Annotated in this window: 15 protein-coding genes; 8 read left to right on the top strand and 7 right to left on the bottom strand. The window is 70.4% G+C overall.

The annotated features are described in order from the left end of the window. Position 1 precedes the first annotated feature (1 nt). Complete coding sequence (locus H2038_RS12255; protein ID WP_292113594.1) at positions 2-337, top strand: hypothetical protein; 336 nt, start codon at positions 2-4, stop codon at positions 335-337. On the opposite strand, the gene H2038_RS12250 is transcribed toward H2038_RS12255, so the two are convergent. Both H2038_RS12250 and H2038_RS12245 read right to left on the bottom strand, forming a co-directional pair. Next, on the bottom strand, positions 338-910 hold the full coding sequence (locus H2038_RS12250; RefSeq protein WP_292113592.1) for a cob(I)yrinic acid a,c-diamide adenosyltransferase: 573 nt from the start codon (positions 908-910) through the stop codon (positions 338-340). Positions 911-914: 4 nt separating this feature from the next. Beyond that, positions 915-1,118, bottom strand: coding sequence for a twin transmembrane helix small protein (locus H2038_RS12245; protein ID WP_292113588.1), 204 nt, complete (start codon positions 1,116-1,118; stop codon positions 915-917). A gap of 99 nt (positions 1,119-1,217) precedes the next feature. Between H2038_RS12245 and H2038_RS12240 the strand changes: the two genes are divergently transcribed. Further along, the gene (locus H2038_RS12240; RefSeq protein WP_292113585.1) at positions 1,218-2,339 is read left to right on the top strand and encodes a hypothetical protein; all 1,122 of its coding nucleotides are present in this window, start codon (positions 1,218-1,220) and stop codon (positions 2,337-2,339) included. A 66-nt stretch (positions 2,340-2,405) separates the two neighbouring features. On the opposite strand, the gene ahcY is transcribed toward H2038_RS12240, so the two are convergent. Then, positions 2,406-3,797 carry an adenosylhomocysteinase gene (ahcY, locus tag H2038_RS12235; RefSeq protein WP_292113583.1) on the bottom strand — a complete coding sequence of 464 codons (1,392 nt, stop codon included), beginning with the start codon at positions 3,795-3,797 and terminating at the stop codon, positions 2,406-2,408. A 187-nt stretch (positions 3,798-3,984) separates the two neighbouring features. Here ahcY and H2038_RS12230 point away from each other — a divergent pair, with 187 nt between their 5' ends. The 5 genes from H2038_RS12230 (at position 3,985) to dapB (ending at position 10,739) form a co-directional block, all read left to right on the top strand. Further along, positions 3,985-5,463 (top strand): globin-coupled sensor protein, encoded by a 1,479-nt coding sequence (locus tag H2038_RS12230; RefSeq protein ID WP_292113580.1) that lies wholly within the window; start codon positions 3,985-3,987, stop codon positions 5,461-5,463. 39 nt (positions 5,464-5,502) lie between these two features. Beyond that, positions 5,503-6,495: a biotin synthase BioB gene (gene bioB / locus H2038_RS12225; protein WP_292113577.1), complete on the top strand. Its 993-nt coding sequence runs from the start codon at positions 5,503-5,505 to the stop codon at positions 6,493-6,495. Between the two features lie 222 nt (positions 6,496-6,717). Further along, positions 6,718-8,625 carry a molecular chaperone DnaK gene (gene dnaK / locus H2038_RS12220; protein WP_292113574.1) on the top strand — a complete coding sequence of 636 codons (1,908 nt, stop codon included), beginning with the start codon at positions 6,718-6,720 and terminating at the stop codon, positions 8,623-8,625. 169 nt (positions 8,626-8,794) lie between these two features. Next, positions 8,795-9,970, top strand: coding sequence for a molecular chaperone DnaJ (gene dnaJ / locus H2038_RS12215; protein ID WP_292113570.1), 1,176 nt, complete (start codon positions 8,795-8,797; stop codon positions 9,968-9,970). A gap of 19 nt (positions 9,971-9,989) precedes the next feature. Then, complete coding sequence (dapB, locus tag H2038_RS12210) at positions 9,990-10,739, top strand: 4-hydroxy-tetrahydrodipicolinate reductase (RefSeq protein ID WP_292113567.1); 750 nt, start codon at positions 9,990-9,992, stop codon at positions 10,737-10,739. Here the strand turns inward: dapB and H2038_RS12205 are convergent, their stop codons facing one another. From H2038_RS12205 to coaBC, 3 genes are all read right to left on the bottom strand, one after another. Beyond that, positions 10,740-11,096, bottom strand: a complete 357-nt coding sequence (locus H2038_RS12205) for a hypothetical protein (protein WP_292113565.1) — start codon at positions 11,094-11,096, stop codon at positions 10,740-10,742. It abuts the gene before it with no gap. An 84-nt stretch (positions 11,097-11,180) separates the two neighbouring features. Continuing rightward, positions 11,181-11,630, bottom strand: a complete 450-nt coding sequence (gene dut, locus H2038_RS12200; protein WP_292113562.1) for a dUTP diphosphatase — start codon at positions 11,628-11,630, stop codon at positions 11,181-11,183. Between the two features lie 13 nt (positions 11,631-11,643). Then, on the bottom strand, positions 11,644-12,870 hold the full coding sequence (gene coaBC / locus H2038_RS12195) for a bifunctional phosphopantothenoylcysteine decarboxylase/phosphopantothenate--cysteine ligase CoaBC (RefSeq protein WP_292113558.1): 1,227 nt from the start codon (positions 12,868-12,870) through the stop codon (positions 11,644-11,646). Positions 12,871-12,989: 119 nt separating this feature from the next. On the opposite strand from coaBC, the gene H2038_RS12190 reads away from it, so the two are divergent. After that, on the top strand, positions 12,990-13,493 hold the full coding sequence (locus H2038_RS12190) for an S-type pyocin family protein (RefSeq protein WP_292113555.1): 504 nt from the start codon (positions 12,990-12,992) through the stop codon (positions 13,491-13,493). A gap of 3 nt (positions 13,494-13,496) precedes the next feature. Here H2038_RS12190 and H2038_RS12185 read toward each other — a convergent pair whose 3' ends face one another. Beyond that, positions 13,497-13,910, bottom strand: a complete 414-nt coding sequence (locus tag H2038_RS12185) for a helix-turn-helix transcriptional regulator (RefSeq protein WP_292113552.1) — start codon at positions 13,908-13,910, stop codon at positions 13,497-13,499. Positions 13,911-13,992 lie beyond the last annotated feature (82 nt).

Here is a 13,992-nt window from a genome sequence, read left to right as displayed (position 1 = left end):
CATGCACCGACTCCTGACCATGAAACGGCTCAGCGTCCTGTTCCTGTGCACCTTCGCGGTGGCGGTCGGACTGACCTTCGCCTGGCAGGGACTGGTCAAGGCGCCGGAGGAGCGCTGCGAGGCCGGCGGCAAGTGGTGGGATCCCCAGGGCCGGGTCTGCGCCCAGCCGATCTCGATCGCCGAGATCACCGGGCGGCCCCTCGGCGTCAGCCGGGCCGAGGCCTCGGACGCCAAGAACCGCGAGCTGATCGCCATCGAGGACCAGCTGCAGGCCCGCAAGGCCGCCCGCGACGCCGACGCCGCGCGCCAGCGCGCCGCCCTCGCTGAACAGCGCTGATCAGCGGGTCGCGCCGGGGACCCACTTCACATCGTCGGCGCCGTGGGCGTTGGCCCGGCGCGCCGCGACGAACAGGTGGTCCGACAGCCGGTTGAGGTAGCGCACCGCCGCCGGCGTCACCGCCTCCCCCGCTTCCATCAGCCGCACCGCCTCGCGCTCGGCGCGGCGGCAGACGGTGCGGGCCAGATGAAGATGGGCCGACAGCGGCGACCCGCCCGGGAGGATGAAGCTGTCGAGCGCCTTCTGGCTCTCGTTCATCCAGTCGATCTCCTGCTCCAGCCGCTCCACCTGGCTGTCCAGCACGCGCAGCGCCTCCCACTTCGGCGCCGGGTCGAGCGGGGTCGCCAGATCGGCGCCGAGGTCGAACAGCTCGTTCTGGATGCGGCCCAGCATGGCGTCGATGCGGTCGTTCTGGCCCGAATGCAGCCGCGCCACCCCGATCACCGCGTTGAGCTCGTCGACCGCGCCGTAGGCCTCGACCCGGGCGTCGCTCTTGGACACCGGGGCCCCGGAGGCCAGCCGGGTCCGCCCGTCGTCGCCGGTCTTCGTGTAGATCCGGTTCAGCACGACCACCGGCTCAGGCCCCGTGCGTGGATTTCCACCACATCCCGATGACGAGGAGCGCCACCGCCAGCGCCTGCAGCGCGACCCGCAGCCGCATCAGCTTGTTGGACCGCGAGCGCGCCTCGGGGCCCTCCTGGTAGAGCGAGCGTATGCCGAAGCCGAGGGTGATCGCGACGGCGGCGATGGCCAGCAGGATGAGGATGTCGAAGACGGTCATGACTTCACTCTAGGCCGCGCCGGGCGGGGAAACCAGCGGGCGCGGCGCTAAGGCAAAGGTTACGCTTCCGTGCTTTGGTGGGCGGGACGAGGGGGCCCGATGACCGACCGCGCTATCCGCAATCTGGCCCACCTGCGCCGATCGGCGTCGACGGCGCGCGTGCTCAACCTGCTGCGGGTGGCCGAGACGCACGAACGCGATCCGGAATGGCGGGCGCGTCCCGTGTTCCGCACGCCGGCGCTCAATCGCGGCCTGGTCATCAAGCACCGGCTGCGCCGCGACGAACTGGACCTGTTCCACCTGCGCCGGCACGTCGCCACCAAGGTGGTCGTGCCCATCGACACCACCGACCTGTCCAGCGGCGGACGCTCGATCCTCGTCGACCAGCGCGGATTCGAGCGCAGCATGCGGGAGGCCTTCGGGCTCGACTCCGATCACCCGGACCTCGCCACGCTGAGGCTGATGGACGCCCTTCCCTCCCTCGACCCCTTCCTGCTGCGCGAGCAGCTGCGCCGCAACGGCGTGGAGCCGGCGTCCTTCTACTTCGCGGTCAGCGACGCGGACCTCACCCGCATGGTGCAGTTCGTCGAGGCCGAGATCCGGCCCTTGGTCACGCTCAGCATCGGATCCGATCTCGAGGCTGTCGGCTCGACGCGGCGCTTCGCCGGCAAGATCCTGTCGAACGAGGCGGGCGGGCAGCTGGACGCCCTTCGCGACACGCTCCAGCTGCGCCCCGAGGACTACGAGGAGGGCGTCTTCTGCTGGAAGGGCTTCCTCTACTACAAATGGGTGCTGACCAGCCTCAGGCCCCAGGCCGCCGAGGTCGCCGCCGCGGTCGGCGTCGCCCGGCCGGCGGGGCGGTGCGACCGGGAGACCCGCGCCGAGCTGGATCGCTGCCGGCGCATCCTCACGGACCGGATCGCCCGCACCTGCGCCGAGGCCGAGCGCACCCTCGAGGTCTATGACGAGGCCTACGCGGGTCTGACGCGGCGGGCGGACCCCGGCGCCTTCCGCGACTTCCTGCTGCGCGCGCCGCGCATGTTCATCCGGCTGGGCGAGCAGCTCGGGGCCGTCCAGCACATCATCAGCTTCTGGCGGTTCCGCTTCGCCCCGGGCGCCGTGCCCGTGGGGCCCGAGGAGCTGATGGACATCTTCATGGATTTCGAGACCGGCCTGGCGGATCGCGACGCCGATCACGGACAGTCGCAGCTCGCCGCCTGATCTCCGGGCCGGACATGCGAAAGGCCGGCGGTTCAGCCGCCGGCCTTCGCCTCCTCGATCCGCGCCCTAGTACCGGTAGTGGTCCGGCTTGAAGGGGCCTTCGACCGGCACGTTGATGTACTTCGCCTGCTCGTCCTTCAGCACGGTGAGCTTCGCGCCGAGCTTGCCGAGGTGCAGGGCCGCGACCTTCTCGTCGAGGTGCTTGGGCAGGGTGTAGACGCGGTTCTCGTAGGCGGCGCGGTTGGTCCACAGCTCGATCTGGGCCAGCGTCTGGTTGGTGAAGCTGGCCGACATCACGAACGACGGGTGGCCGGTGGCGTTGCCCAGGTTCACCAGCCGGCCCTCGGACAGCAGGATGATCTTCTTGCCGTCCGGGAACTCCACATGGTGGACCTGCGGCTTGATCTCGTCCCACTTGAAGTTCTTCAGGCCCGCGACCTGGATCTCGCTGTCGAAGTGGCCGATGTTGCAGACGATGGCGTTGTTCTTCATCGCCCGCATGTGATCGACGGTGATCACGTCCTTGTTGCCGGTGGCGGTGACGAAGATGTCGGCGTCGGCGGCGGCGTCCTCGAGGGTCACGACCTCATAGCCTTCCATCGCCGCCTGCAGGGCGCAGATCGGGTCGATCTCGGTGACCTTCACCCGGGCGCCCCCTTGGCGCAGCGAGGCGGCCGAGCCCTTGCCCACGTCGCCATAGCCGCAGACCACGGCGACCTTGCCCGAGAGCATGACGTCGGTGCCGCGGCGGATGGCGTCGACGAGGCTCTCGCGGCAGCCGTACAGGTTGTCGAACTTGGACTTGGTGACGCTGTCGTTGACGTTGATGGCGGGGAACGGCAGCTCGCCGCGCTCGGCCATCTGATACAGGCGGTGCACGCCGGTGGTGGTCTCTTCCGAGACGCCGCCGATGGCGTCGCGGATGGCCGAGTAGAAGCCGGGCTTCTCCTTCAGATACCGCTTCATCACCGAGAAGAGCGCCTCCTCCTCCTCGTTCTGCGGATTGTCGAGCACCGAGGCGTCCTTCTCCGCCTTGGGGCCCAGCACGCACAGCAGGGTGGCGTCGCCGCCGTCGTCGAGGATCAGGTTCGGATAGCCGCCGTCGGCCCATTCGAAGATCTTGTGGGCGTAGTCCCAGTACTCGACGAGGGTCTCGCCCTTGATGGCGAACACCGGCGTGCCGTTGGCGGCGATCGCCGCGGCGGCGTGGTCCTGGGTGGAGAAGATGTTGCACGAGGCCCAGCGCACCTCGGCGCCGAGGGCCTCCAGCGTCTGGATCAGCACCGCCGTCTGGATGGTCATGTGCAGGGAGCCGGCGATCCGGGCGCCCTTCAGCGGCTGGTCCTTCCCGAACTCCGCCCGCAGCGCCATCAGGCCCGGCATTTCGGTTTCGGCGATGGCGATCTCCTTGTTGCCGTAGTCGGCCAGGGAGATGTCGCGGACGATGTAGTCGGTCATGGTTCGGTTCCGGTCGGCTGTTCAGGCGGCCTTTAGACCGCCTGCCGCTGCGGAGCAAGAAAACATATAAGGATGTCTTTATGTCTTATACGCGAGATACGGGAAACTACGCACGTCACGGTTAACCCCGCGCCAGCGCCTGCGCTTCAGTGTGGCCTTCAAAGAAGAGGCAGACCCCGGAGCGCCAATGTCAGGTCACGAACTCGAACGCCGGGCGGCTTTCATGGGGCTGTCGGAGCCCTCGCCGTCGTACCGCGCCGTCAGCGACGTTCTGCGCGAGGCCGTCCCGGTGGGGCTGGACGCCTTCTACGCCCGGGTCCGGGAGTACCCCGAGACCCGCCGCTTCTTCCGCGACGACCAGCACATGTCCGCCGCCAGCGCCGCGCAGCGCAAGCACTGGGACGCGATCATCGACGGCCGGCTGGACCATGGCTACGCCACATCCGTCCGCACGATCGGCGAGATTCACGCCCGCATCGGCCTGGAGCCTCGCTGGTACATCGGCGGTTACAGCGTTCTGCTCGCCCATCTGGTGGAGCGGGTCGCGAACCGTCGACGGTCCCGGTTTGCCGGCGCCGAGCACGACCGGATCACGGCCGAAGCCATCGCCGAACTGACCCAGCGGGTCATGCTCGACATGGATCTCGCCATCTCGATCTATCTCGAGGTTCTCGCCGCAGAGAGGGACCGCAGCGAGGCCGCGCGCGCCGAGGCGGAAGCGCGCCAGACGCGGGTCGTGTCCATCGTCGGCAAGAGCCTGGCCGGTCTCGCCCAAGGCGACCTCGTCTCCTGCATCGACGATGATTTCCCCGAGGAGTACCGGGGCCTCAGGAACGATTTCAACGCCGCGGTCGGCGCGCTTCGCCAGGCCATGAGCCGTGTTGCGGAGAACGCGGGCGTGATCCGCTCCGGCTCCGACGAGATCAGCCAGGCTTCGGACGACCTGTCCCGCCGCACCGAGCAGCAGGCCGCCAGTCTTGAGGAGACGGCGGCGGCGCTCGACGAGATCACCGCCACGGTCAAGAGGACAGCCGCAGGCGCGCGCCTCGCGGCGGACGTCGTGCTCGGCGCCCGCGGCGACGCGGAGACCTCGGGGGTGGTCGTCCGCGACGCCGTCGCCGCCATGAGCGCGATCGAGCAGTCGGCGCAGCAGATCAGCCAGATCATCGGCGTGATCGACGAGATCGCCTTCCAGACCAACCTGCTGGCCCTGAACGCCGGGGTCGAGGCGGCCCGGGCGGGCGACGCCGGCCGCGGCTTCGCGGTGGTGGCCTCGGAGGTGCGGGCCCTGGCCCAGCGCTCGGCCGAGGCGGCGCGCGAGATCAAGACCCTGATCTCCGCCTCGACCGCCCAGGTCGGCTCGGGCGTCAGCCTGGTCGGCCAGACCGGCGAGGCGCTGCAGCGGATCGTTGACCGGGTGGCCGAGATCGACAGCCTGGTCTCCGAGATCGCCGCCTCGGCCCAGGAACAGGCCACCGGGCTCCAGCAGGTCAACACCGCCGTCAACCAGATGGACCAGGTGACCCAGCAGAACGCCGCCATGGTCGAGGAGGCGACCGCCGCCAGCCATTCGCTGCGCCAGGAGGCGGAGAGCCTTTCGGCCTCGGTGGCCCGCTTCCGGCTGGAAGACGCGGGTCCGGCCGTTCGCCTGTCCCGGGCCGCCTGACGCCTTGCACCGCGGGTCCGGGGCGGGCAGGAACGCCCCATGGCCCAGGATCCCTCCACCCCCCGCCACGACTGGACCCTCGAAGAGGTCGAGGCCCTGTTCGCCCGGCCGTTCATGGAGCTGGTCTACGCGGCCGCCACGGTGCACCGGCGCTGGTTCGACCCGTCGGAGGTGCAGCGGAGCCAGCTGCTGTCGATCAAGACCGGGGGCTGCGCCGAAAACTGCGGCTACTGCTCCCAGTCCGCCAGCTTTGACACCGGCCTCAAGGCCGGGAAGCTGATGGACGCCCAGGCGGTGCTGGCCGAGGCCATGGCGGCCAGGGCCGGCGGCGCCGACCGCTTCTGCATGGGCGCGGCCTGGCGTGAGCTGAAGGACCGCGACACGCCGAAGCTGGCGGCGATGATCGCCGGGGTGAAGGCGCTGGGCCTGGAGACCTGCGCGACCCTGGGGATGCTGACGGCGGACCAGGCCCGCCAGCTGAAGGCGGCGGGGCTGGACTACTACAACCACAACCTCGACACCGGACCGGAATACTACGCCGAGGTGGTGACCACCCGGACCTGGGGGGACCGGCTGGAGACGCTGCGCCACGTGCGCGAGGCGGGGATGAGCACCTGCTGCGGCGGCATCGTCGGCATGGGCGAGAGTCGCCGCGACCGGGCCGGCCTGCTGCACGCCCTGGCCACCCTGCCGGAACACCCCGACAGCCTGCCGGTCAACGCGCTGGTTCCGGTGACCGGCACGCCGCTGGGCGACCGGGTGAAGCGGGACGGGGAGATCGACCCGATCGAGTTCGTGCGCACCGTGGCCGTGGCCCGGCTCGTCTGCCCGAAGGCGAGGGTGCGCCTGTCGGCCGGACGCGAGACCATGAGCCCGGAGATGCAGGCCCTGTGCTTCCTCGCCGGGGCCAATTCTATCTTCATCGGCGGCAAGCTGCTGACCACGCCCAATCCGGAGCAGGACGAGGACGCCCGTCTGTTCGCCCTGCTGGACCTGAAGCCGACGGAGACGGCGGCCCAGACGGCCGCCTGAGCCCGAAACGGCCCGGCGGCGCGGCCCACGGAATCCGCGCCGGGGCCTTGCGGGCGGGGGGGTGTTTCCCATATCGGCGACAACCGCCGGAAAACCCCGCGTTTCGTGGGGCTATCGGGCGAGACGACATCAACAGATCGGACCCTTGATCGGGGGCGGTCACGCGCGGCGCTCCCTGTGAGGCCGCCGCATCGCCCGCTGAACGGAGAGAAGAACAAGCCCATGGCCAAGATCATCGGCATCGACCTCGGCACCACCAACTCGTGCGTGGCCGTCATGGACGGCAAGAACCCGAAGGTCATCGAGAACGCGGAAGGCAACCGCACCACCCCCTCGGTGGTCGCCATCCAGGACGGCGGCGAGGTTCTCGTCGGCCAGCCGGCCAAGCGCCAGGCGGTGACCAACCCGGCCAACACCTTCTTCGCCATCAAGCGCCTGATCGGCCGCAACTTTGACGATCCGGTGGTGGCCAAGGACAAGGGCATGGTGCCCTACGAGATCGTCAAGGGCCCGAACGGCGACGCCTGGGTGCGCGCCCACGGCAAGGACTATTCGCCCCAGCAGATCTCGGCCTACACCCTCGGCAAGATGAAGGAGGCCGCGGAGGCCTACCTCGGCGAGAAGGTGACCCAGGCCGTCATCACCGTCCCGGCCTACTTCAACGACGCCCAGCGTCAGGCCACCAAGGACGCCGGCAAGATCGCCGGCCTCGAGGTTCTGCGCATCATCAACGAGCCGACCGCGGCCGCCCTCGCCTATGGCCTCGACAAGAACGACGGCCAGAAGATCGCCGTCTACGACCTCGGCGGCGGCACCTTCGACGTCTCCATCCTCGAGATCGGCGACGGCGTGTTCGAGGTGAAGTCGACCAACGGCGACACCTTCCTCGGCGGCGAGGACTTCGACCTGCGCCTGGTCGACTATCTGGCCGACGAGTTCAAGAAGGAGCAGGGCGTCGACCTGCGCCAGGACAAGCTGGCCCTGCAGCGCCTGAAGGAAGAGGCCGAAAAGGCCAAGAAGGAGCTGTCCTCGACCACCCAGTACGAGGTCAATCTGCCGTTCATCACCATGAACGCCTCGGGCCCGCTGCACCTGAACATCAAGCTGTCGCGCGCCAAGCTGGAGGCCCTCGTCGAGGACCTGGTCCAGCGCACCATCGAGCCGTGCCAGAAGGCCCTCAAGGACGCCGGCCTCAAGGCCTCGGACATCGACGAGGTGGTTCTCGTCGGCGGCATGACCCGCATGCCCAAGGTGCAGGAGGCGGTGAAGGCCTTCTTCGGCAAGGAGCCGCACAAGGGCGTCAACCCGGACGAGGTCGTGGCGCTGGGCGCCGCGGTCCAGGCCGGCGTGCTTCAGGGCGACGTCAAGGACGTGCTGCTGCTGGACGTGACCCCTCTGACCCTGGGCATCGAGACCCTGGGCGGCGTGTTCACCCCGCTGATCGAGCGCAACACCACCATCCCGACCAAGAAGAGCCAGGTGTTCTCCACCGCCGACGACAACCAGTCGGCCGTGACCATCCGGGTCTTCCAGGGCGAACGCCCGATGGCGGCCGACAACAAGATGCTGGGCCAGTTCGACCTGATGGGCATTCCGCCGGCGCCGCGGGGGATGCCGCAGATCGAGGTCGCCTTCGACATCGACGCCAACGGCATCGTCCACGTCACCGCCAAGGACAAGGCCACCAACAAGGAGCAGTCGATCCGCATCCAGGCCAACGGCGGCCTGTCGGACGCCGACATCGAGAAGATGGTCAAGGAAGCCGAGGCCAACGCCGCGGCCGACAAGGCCCGCAAGGAGCTGGTCGAGGCCCAGAACTCGGCCGACGCCCTGATCCACTCGACCGAGAAGGCGCTGGCCGAGCACGGCGACAAGGTCGGCGAGACCGAGAAGGCCGCCATCCAGACGGCCCTCGACGACCTCAAGTCGGCGAAGGACGGCGCGGACCCGGAGGCCATCCGCCAGAAGACCAACACCCTGGCCCAGGCCTCGATGAAGCTCGGCGAGGCGATGTACGCCGCGCAGCAGGGCTCGGGCGAGGCCGGCGCGGCGGACCAGCCGGCCGATGACGGCGTGGTCGACGCCGAGTTCGAGGAAGTCTCGGACACGGACGAAAAGAAGAGCGCCTGACGACGGCGCCGAGCCTTGAGGCCCCGCTTGCCTTTCCGGCAGGCGGGGCCTTTTCATGAAACTTGCATCACGGGATCGGGCGCCCATGTCAGCCCGGTCAACGCCCCAGCTTCAGACGCCCGGCACAAGGGCGCGCGGCGGGGCGGGAGAGTAAGAGGACGAACGCCGGATGGCGCGGGACTATTACGAAATTCTGGGAGTCGAGCGGACGGTCGACGCGGCCGGCCTGAAGTCGGCCTACCGCAAGCTGGCCATGCAGCACCACCCCGACCGCAACGGCGGCTGCGAGGAGTCCATGGCGCGCTTCAAGGAGATCTCCGAAGCCTATTCGGTGCTCTCCGACGAGCAGAAGCGCGCCGCCTATGACCGCTTCGGCCATGCGGGGGTGAACGGCGGCGGCGGCGGCAATCCCTTCGGGGCCGGCGGGGCCGGCTTCGCCGACGTCAACGACATCTTCTCCCAGGTCTTCGGCGAGGCGTTCGGGGACGTGTTCGGCGGCCGCACCGGCCGCGCCCAGGCGGGCCCCCGCCGCGGCTCCGATCTCCGCTACGACCTCGAGATCACCCTGGAGCAGGCCTACAAGGGCGCCGACGTCGAGATCGGCGTGCCCACCACCGCCGCGTGCGAGACCTGCGAAGGCTCGGGCGCGAAGCCGGGCACGAAGCCGGTCACCTGCACCACCTGCCAGGGCGCCGGGCGCATTCGCACCGCCAACGGCTTCTTCCAGGTCGAGCGCACCTGCCCCCGCTGCGGCGGCCAGGGCCAGATGATCGCCGAGCCGTGCGGGACCTGCCACGGCCACGGCCAGGTTCGGAAGACCCGCAAGCTGCAGCTCAAGGTCCCGGCCGGGGTCGACGACGGCTCGCGCATCCGCCTGTCGGGCGAGGGCGACGCCGGCCAGCGCGGCGGTCCGCGGGGCGACCTCTACGTCTTCGTCTCGGTGACGCCGCACGAGCTGTTCGAGCGCGACAACCTCGACCTGCTGGTGACCGTGCCCGTGCCGATGACCGTGGCCGCCCTCGGCGGCGAGATCGAGGCGCCCTGTCTGGTCTCCGACGCCTGCGACGGCCGGTGCAAGCAGCCGGTGGCGGTGCCCGCCGGGGCCCAGACCGGCAAGACCGTCCGCATCAAGGGCAAGGGCATGCCCCACCTGAACGGCCGCCAGCGCGGCGACCTGGTGGTGGAGCTGTTCGTCGAGACGCCGACGGACCTGACGCCGCACCAGAAGGCGCTGCTCGAGGAGCTGGCCGCCTCCCTAGGCGAGAGCCAGACGCCGCGAAACACCAGCTTCGCCGGCAAGGCCAAGCGCTTCTGGGCCGACATCCTCGGGGAAACAGCCCAGTGATCACGCCGGGGGGCAGGACTTGAGCGCCATCTTTCACGCCGGAATCTCCGGCGCCCGCGGCCGGATGGGCCGGGCCGTCTCCGCCGTGCTGGACGCGCGGGAGGACGTGGTCGTCGCGGCCCGCTTCGACCGCGGCGAAACCCCCGACCTGTCGCTGTGCGACGTGATCATCGACTTCTCCACCGCCGACGCCTCGGTCGAGCTGGCCCGCGCCTGCGCCGACAACGGCGGACCCGCCCTGGTGATCGGCTCGACCGGCCTGTCGCCGGAGCAGGAGGCCGAAATCCTCCGGGCCTCCGAGCGGATCGCCATCGTTCGCAGCGGCAATTTCTCGCTCGGCGTCAACATCCTGATCGGCCTGGTCGAGCACGCCGCCCAGCGGCTGGACGGCCGGGAGTGGGACATCGAGATCGCCGAGGCGCACCACCGGCGCAAGGTGGACGCCCCGTCCGGGACCGCGCTGATGCTGGGCGAAGCCGCCGCCAACGGTCGGGGCGAGGACCTGTCGGCCCTGCGCGCCGCGCCGTGGGACGGGATCACCGGACCGCGCCCGGAAGGCCGGATCGGCTTCTCCTCGATCCGCGCCGGCGGGATCATCGGCGAGCACACGGTCCTGTTCGCCTCGGCGGACGAGGTGCTGACCCTCAGCCACTCCGCCATCGACCGCTCGCTCTTCGCCAAGGGCGCGGTCGCGGCCGCGGCCTGGGTGCGCAGCCGCAAGCCCGGCCTCTACGACATGCAGGACGTGCTGGGCTTTCGCCAGGCGTGATCAGTGCGCGTGACGCCGACGGACATGCAGTCCGCCGGTGAACAGGGTGCGGATCAGGAAGAAGACGGCGATGACGATCGCGTAGCCCAGGAACAGGGCCAGCACAGTCATCCAGAAGCCGAGGCTCAGCAGGGGCGGCAGGGCCAGCGCCCCGCCGTCCAGCACCGGGCGGAGCACGCCGATCAGAATGTGGGCGAAGGCCGCGCCGAGCGCCGTGGCCCAGAGGCGGCTCCACCCTGGCATCAGCAACGCGCCGATGACCGCGATCAGCAAGCCCGTGACCTGGTTGACGCCGTCGAACCCGCCTTGGGCGAGCTCGAACAGACCCGCAAGGATTGCTCCCGCAGAATCGAACATGGACTCCATACGCGACCTCCCTCTGCAGCTGCGGCCAGCTTGGCCGTGAGGCAGGGTTAACGCGCCTGCGCCCCGTTCCGCTCCCTAGCGGCCGGTCGAGCCGAAACCGCCGGCGCCGCGGGCGGTGGCGTCCAGGGCCTCCACCTCCACCAGCGTCGCCTGCTCGTGGCGGGCGACGACCATCTGGGCGATCCGCTCCCCCCGGCGGATCACGAACGGCTCGCGCCCGTGGTTGACGAGGATCACCCCTACCTCGCCCCGGTAGTCGCTGTCGATGGTGCCCGGCGCGTTCAGGCAGGTGATCCCGTGCTTCAGGGCCAGGCCCGAACGCGGCCGCACCTGGGCTTCGAAGCCGGGCTCCAGCGCGATCTTCAGCCCGGTGGGGACCAGCGCCCGCCCGCCCGGCTCCAGCGTCAGCGGCGCGTCCTCCGGCAGGGCCGCGCGCAGGTCCATCCCGGCCGATCCGGAGGTTTCGTAGGCGGGCGGCGGCAGTCCTTCGGCGGACGGCAGACGTTCGACGCGGACGGTCGTCATGGGGCGGAAATCCTCAGGCGCTGAAATGACCGGCGATGCGGGCCGCCAGCCGGCGCGCCACCTCGGCCTTGGACAGGGGCGGCCACGGTTCGGCGGCGCCGCCGCGGGTGAACAGGGTGACGGCGTTGTCCTCGGCGCCGAAGACGCCGGCGGAGACGTCGTTGCCGACGATCCAGTCGCAGCCCTTGCGCGACAGCTTGGCCCGGGCGTTGGCCTCGAGGTCCGCGGTCTCGGCGGCGAAGCCGACCACCAGCCCCGGCCGCTTCTTTCCGGGGGCGGAGACGCCGGCGAGGATGTCGGGATTCTCGATCAGGGCCAGGGACGGCGGCCCGCCGGGGGCCTTCTTGATCTTGCCCGAGGCGACGCCGTCCACGCGCCAGTCGGCCACGGCGGCGCTCATCACCGCGATGTCCGCGGGCAGGGCGGCGTCGACCGCCGCCTGCATCTCCCGGGCGGTCTCGATCCACACCCGCTCGACCCCCGGCGGCGCCTGCAGCGCCACGGGGCCCGACACCAGCGTGACCCGCGCCCCGAGATCGGCCAGGGCTCCGGCGATGGCGTAGCCCTGCTTGCCGCTGGAGCGGTTGGTCAGGCCGCGCACCGGGTCGATCGGCTCGAAGGTGGGCCCGGCCGTGACCACGGCGGTCCGTCCGGCGAGCGGCCGCCCCGCCGGGCCGGCGACCAGCGCCTCGACCGCGGACAGGATCGCCGCCGGCTCGGCCATCCGGCCGGGACCGAACTCGCCGCAGGCCATCTCGCCCTCGTCCGGTCCGACGAAGGCGCCCGCGTGCAACCCGTCAAAGGCGCGCAGACGCTCGACGTTCGCCTGCACGGCCGGGTGCAGCCACATGCGCACGTTCATCGCCGGGGCCCACAGCACGCGCTTGTCGGTGGCCAGCAGGGTGGTCGAGGCGAGATCGTCGGCGAGGCCGTTGGCGGCCTTGGCCAACAGGCCCGCCGTGGCCGGGGCCACCACCACGAGATCCGCCCATCGCGACAGCTCGATGTGGCCCATGGCCGTCTCGTCGTCGGGCAGGAACAGCGACTGCCGGACGGGATGGCCGGTCAGGGCCGCGAGCGACATCGGGGTGACGAACTCCGCCCCCGCCGCCGTCAGCACGCTCATCGTCTCCGCCCCGGCCTTGCGGAGCAGGCGCACGAGCTCCAGCGCCTTGTAGGCGGCGATGCCGCCCCCGACGATGAGCAGGATCCGGCGTCCGGAGAGCGTGCCTGGGGTCATGTCGCTGGTCTAGCGACGCCGTGCTTTGCCGTCGAGGGCCGACACTACGAGAACATTGCGCGAACATCCCACCTGTGATTAACCTTTGCCGGGGTCGTTCCCGATGGAGGGAGGGAGTGATGTCGAACCTGCGTGCGATCACGGCCGCCGCCGTGCTTCTGGGATTGTCCGCCTGCGGCGACGGCGGCTCGGCGGTGGAGACCCGCGAGCGGCCGACCGGCGAGGCCGCGGCTCCGCCGCTGGCCGCCGATGCGGGACCGCCGACGGCGACGCCCGCGACCGGCGCGGCGCCGCGGCTGACGGCCAGCCGGCGGGAGACGGTGGACGAGAAGGTGATCCGCCTGTTCGAGCGCAACGGCGCCGATTTCGGCGCCCGGACGCCGGCCGAGTATCTGGACAAGGTCGAGGCCTTCACCCGCCGTCCGCCGGCGGGGACGGAAAGGGCCGAGCGGCCCAACGGCGACGTCCTGCTCTACGAGGCGTCGACCAACACCTTCGCCGTGGTCTCCCGCGACGGCGCGCCGCGGACCATGTTCAAGCCGCGGGAGGGCGCCGCCTACTGGGCCGAACAGAAGGCCGCCGCCCCGACCTTCGGGCGGGCGCGAAACGACGCCGGGGGCTGACGCTCAGGCCTCGTCCGCGTCGTCGCGGCCGGCCATCTCGCGGATCAGCTCCAGCGCCAGCTTCTGCTGTCGGGTGGGCAGCTGCGGCGCCAGGCGGCCGATCTCGATCGTGTAGCGGGTCGAGGGAAAGTCGTGCTCGTACGTCCCGCCGCCCTCGGCCACGCCCGCCTGGGCGCCGGCCAGGCCTTCGAAGAAGTAGCCGATGTCGACCTTGAAGAAGCGGGCGATGTCCCAAAGCTTGGAGGCCGAGATCCGGTTCGCGCCCTTCTCGTACTTCTGGATCTGCTGGAAGGTCAGGCCCAGCGCGCGCCCGAGATCGCTCTGGTTGTAGCCCAGCGCCAGCCGCTTCTCGCACACGCGGCGTCCCACGTGCCGGTCGACCGGGTGGGGGCCGTCCTCGCCCTTGCCTCTAGCCATGGTGTTCGTCCTCACGACACGGAACCCGCAGCGCCTGAATGCGCCGAGCTTGAGCTTATGTCATCCAATTTTTGCACTGCGG

It is taken from the genome of Brevundimonas sp., from assembly GCF_013912005.1.
Classification (GTDB): Bacteria; Pseudomonadota; Alphaproteobacteria; order Caulobacterales; family Caulobacteraceae; genus Brevundimonas.
This window is presented reverse-complemented; position numbering and strand designations above follow the sequence as displayed.

Coding starts and splice junctions, on each gene's coding strand:
- H2038_RS12255 (WP_292113594.1), top strand. CDS start 2: ATGCACCGACTCCTGACCATGAAACGGCTCAGCGTCCTGTTCCTGTGC.
- H2038_RS12245 (WP_292113588.1), bottom strand. CDS start 1,118: ATGACCGTCTTCGACATCCTCATCCTGCTGGCCATCGCCGCCGTCGCG.
- H2038_RS12240 (WP_292113585.1), top strand. CDS start 1,218: ATGACCGACCGCGCTATCCGCAATCTGGCCCACCTGCGCCGATCGGCG.
- ahcY (WP_292113583.1), bottom strand. CDS start 3,797: ATGACCGACTACATCGTCCGCGACATCTCCCTGGCCGACTACGGCAAC.
- H2038_RS12230 (WP_292113580.1), top strand. CDS start 3,985: ATGTCAGGTCACGAACTCGAACGCCGGGCGGCTTTCATGGGGCTGTCG.
- bioB (WP_292113577.1), top strand. CDS start 5,503: ATGGCCCAGGATCCCTCCACCCCCCGCCACGACTGGACCCTCGAAGAG.
- dnaK (WP_292113574.1), top strand. CDS start 6,718: ATGGCCAAGATCATCGGCATCGACCTCGGCACCACCAACTCGTGCGTG.
- dnaJ (WP_292113570.1), top strand. CDS start 8,795: ATGGCGCGGGACTATTACGAAATTCTGGGAGTCGAGCGGACGGTCGAC.
- H2038_RS12205 (WP_292113565.1), bottom strand. CDS start 11,096: ATGTTCGATTCTGCGGGAGCAATCCTTGCGGGTCTGTTCGAGCTCGCC.
- dut (WP_292113562.1), bottom strand. CDS start 11,630: ATGACGACCGTCCGCGTCGAACGTCTGCCGTCCGCCGAAGGACTGCCG.
- coaBC (WP_292113558.1), bottom strand. CDS start 12,870: ATGACCCCAGGCACGCTCTCCGGACGCCGGATCCTGCTCATCGTCGGG.
- H2038_RS12190 (WP_292113555.1), top strand. CDS start 12,990: ATGTCGAACCTGCGTGCGATCACGGCCGCCGCCGTGCTTCTGGGATTG.
- H2038_RS12185 (WP_292113552.1), bottom strand. CDS start 13,910: ATGGCTAGAGGCAAGGGCGAGGACGGCCCCCACCCGGTCGACCGGCAC.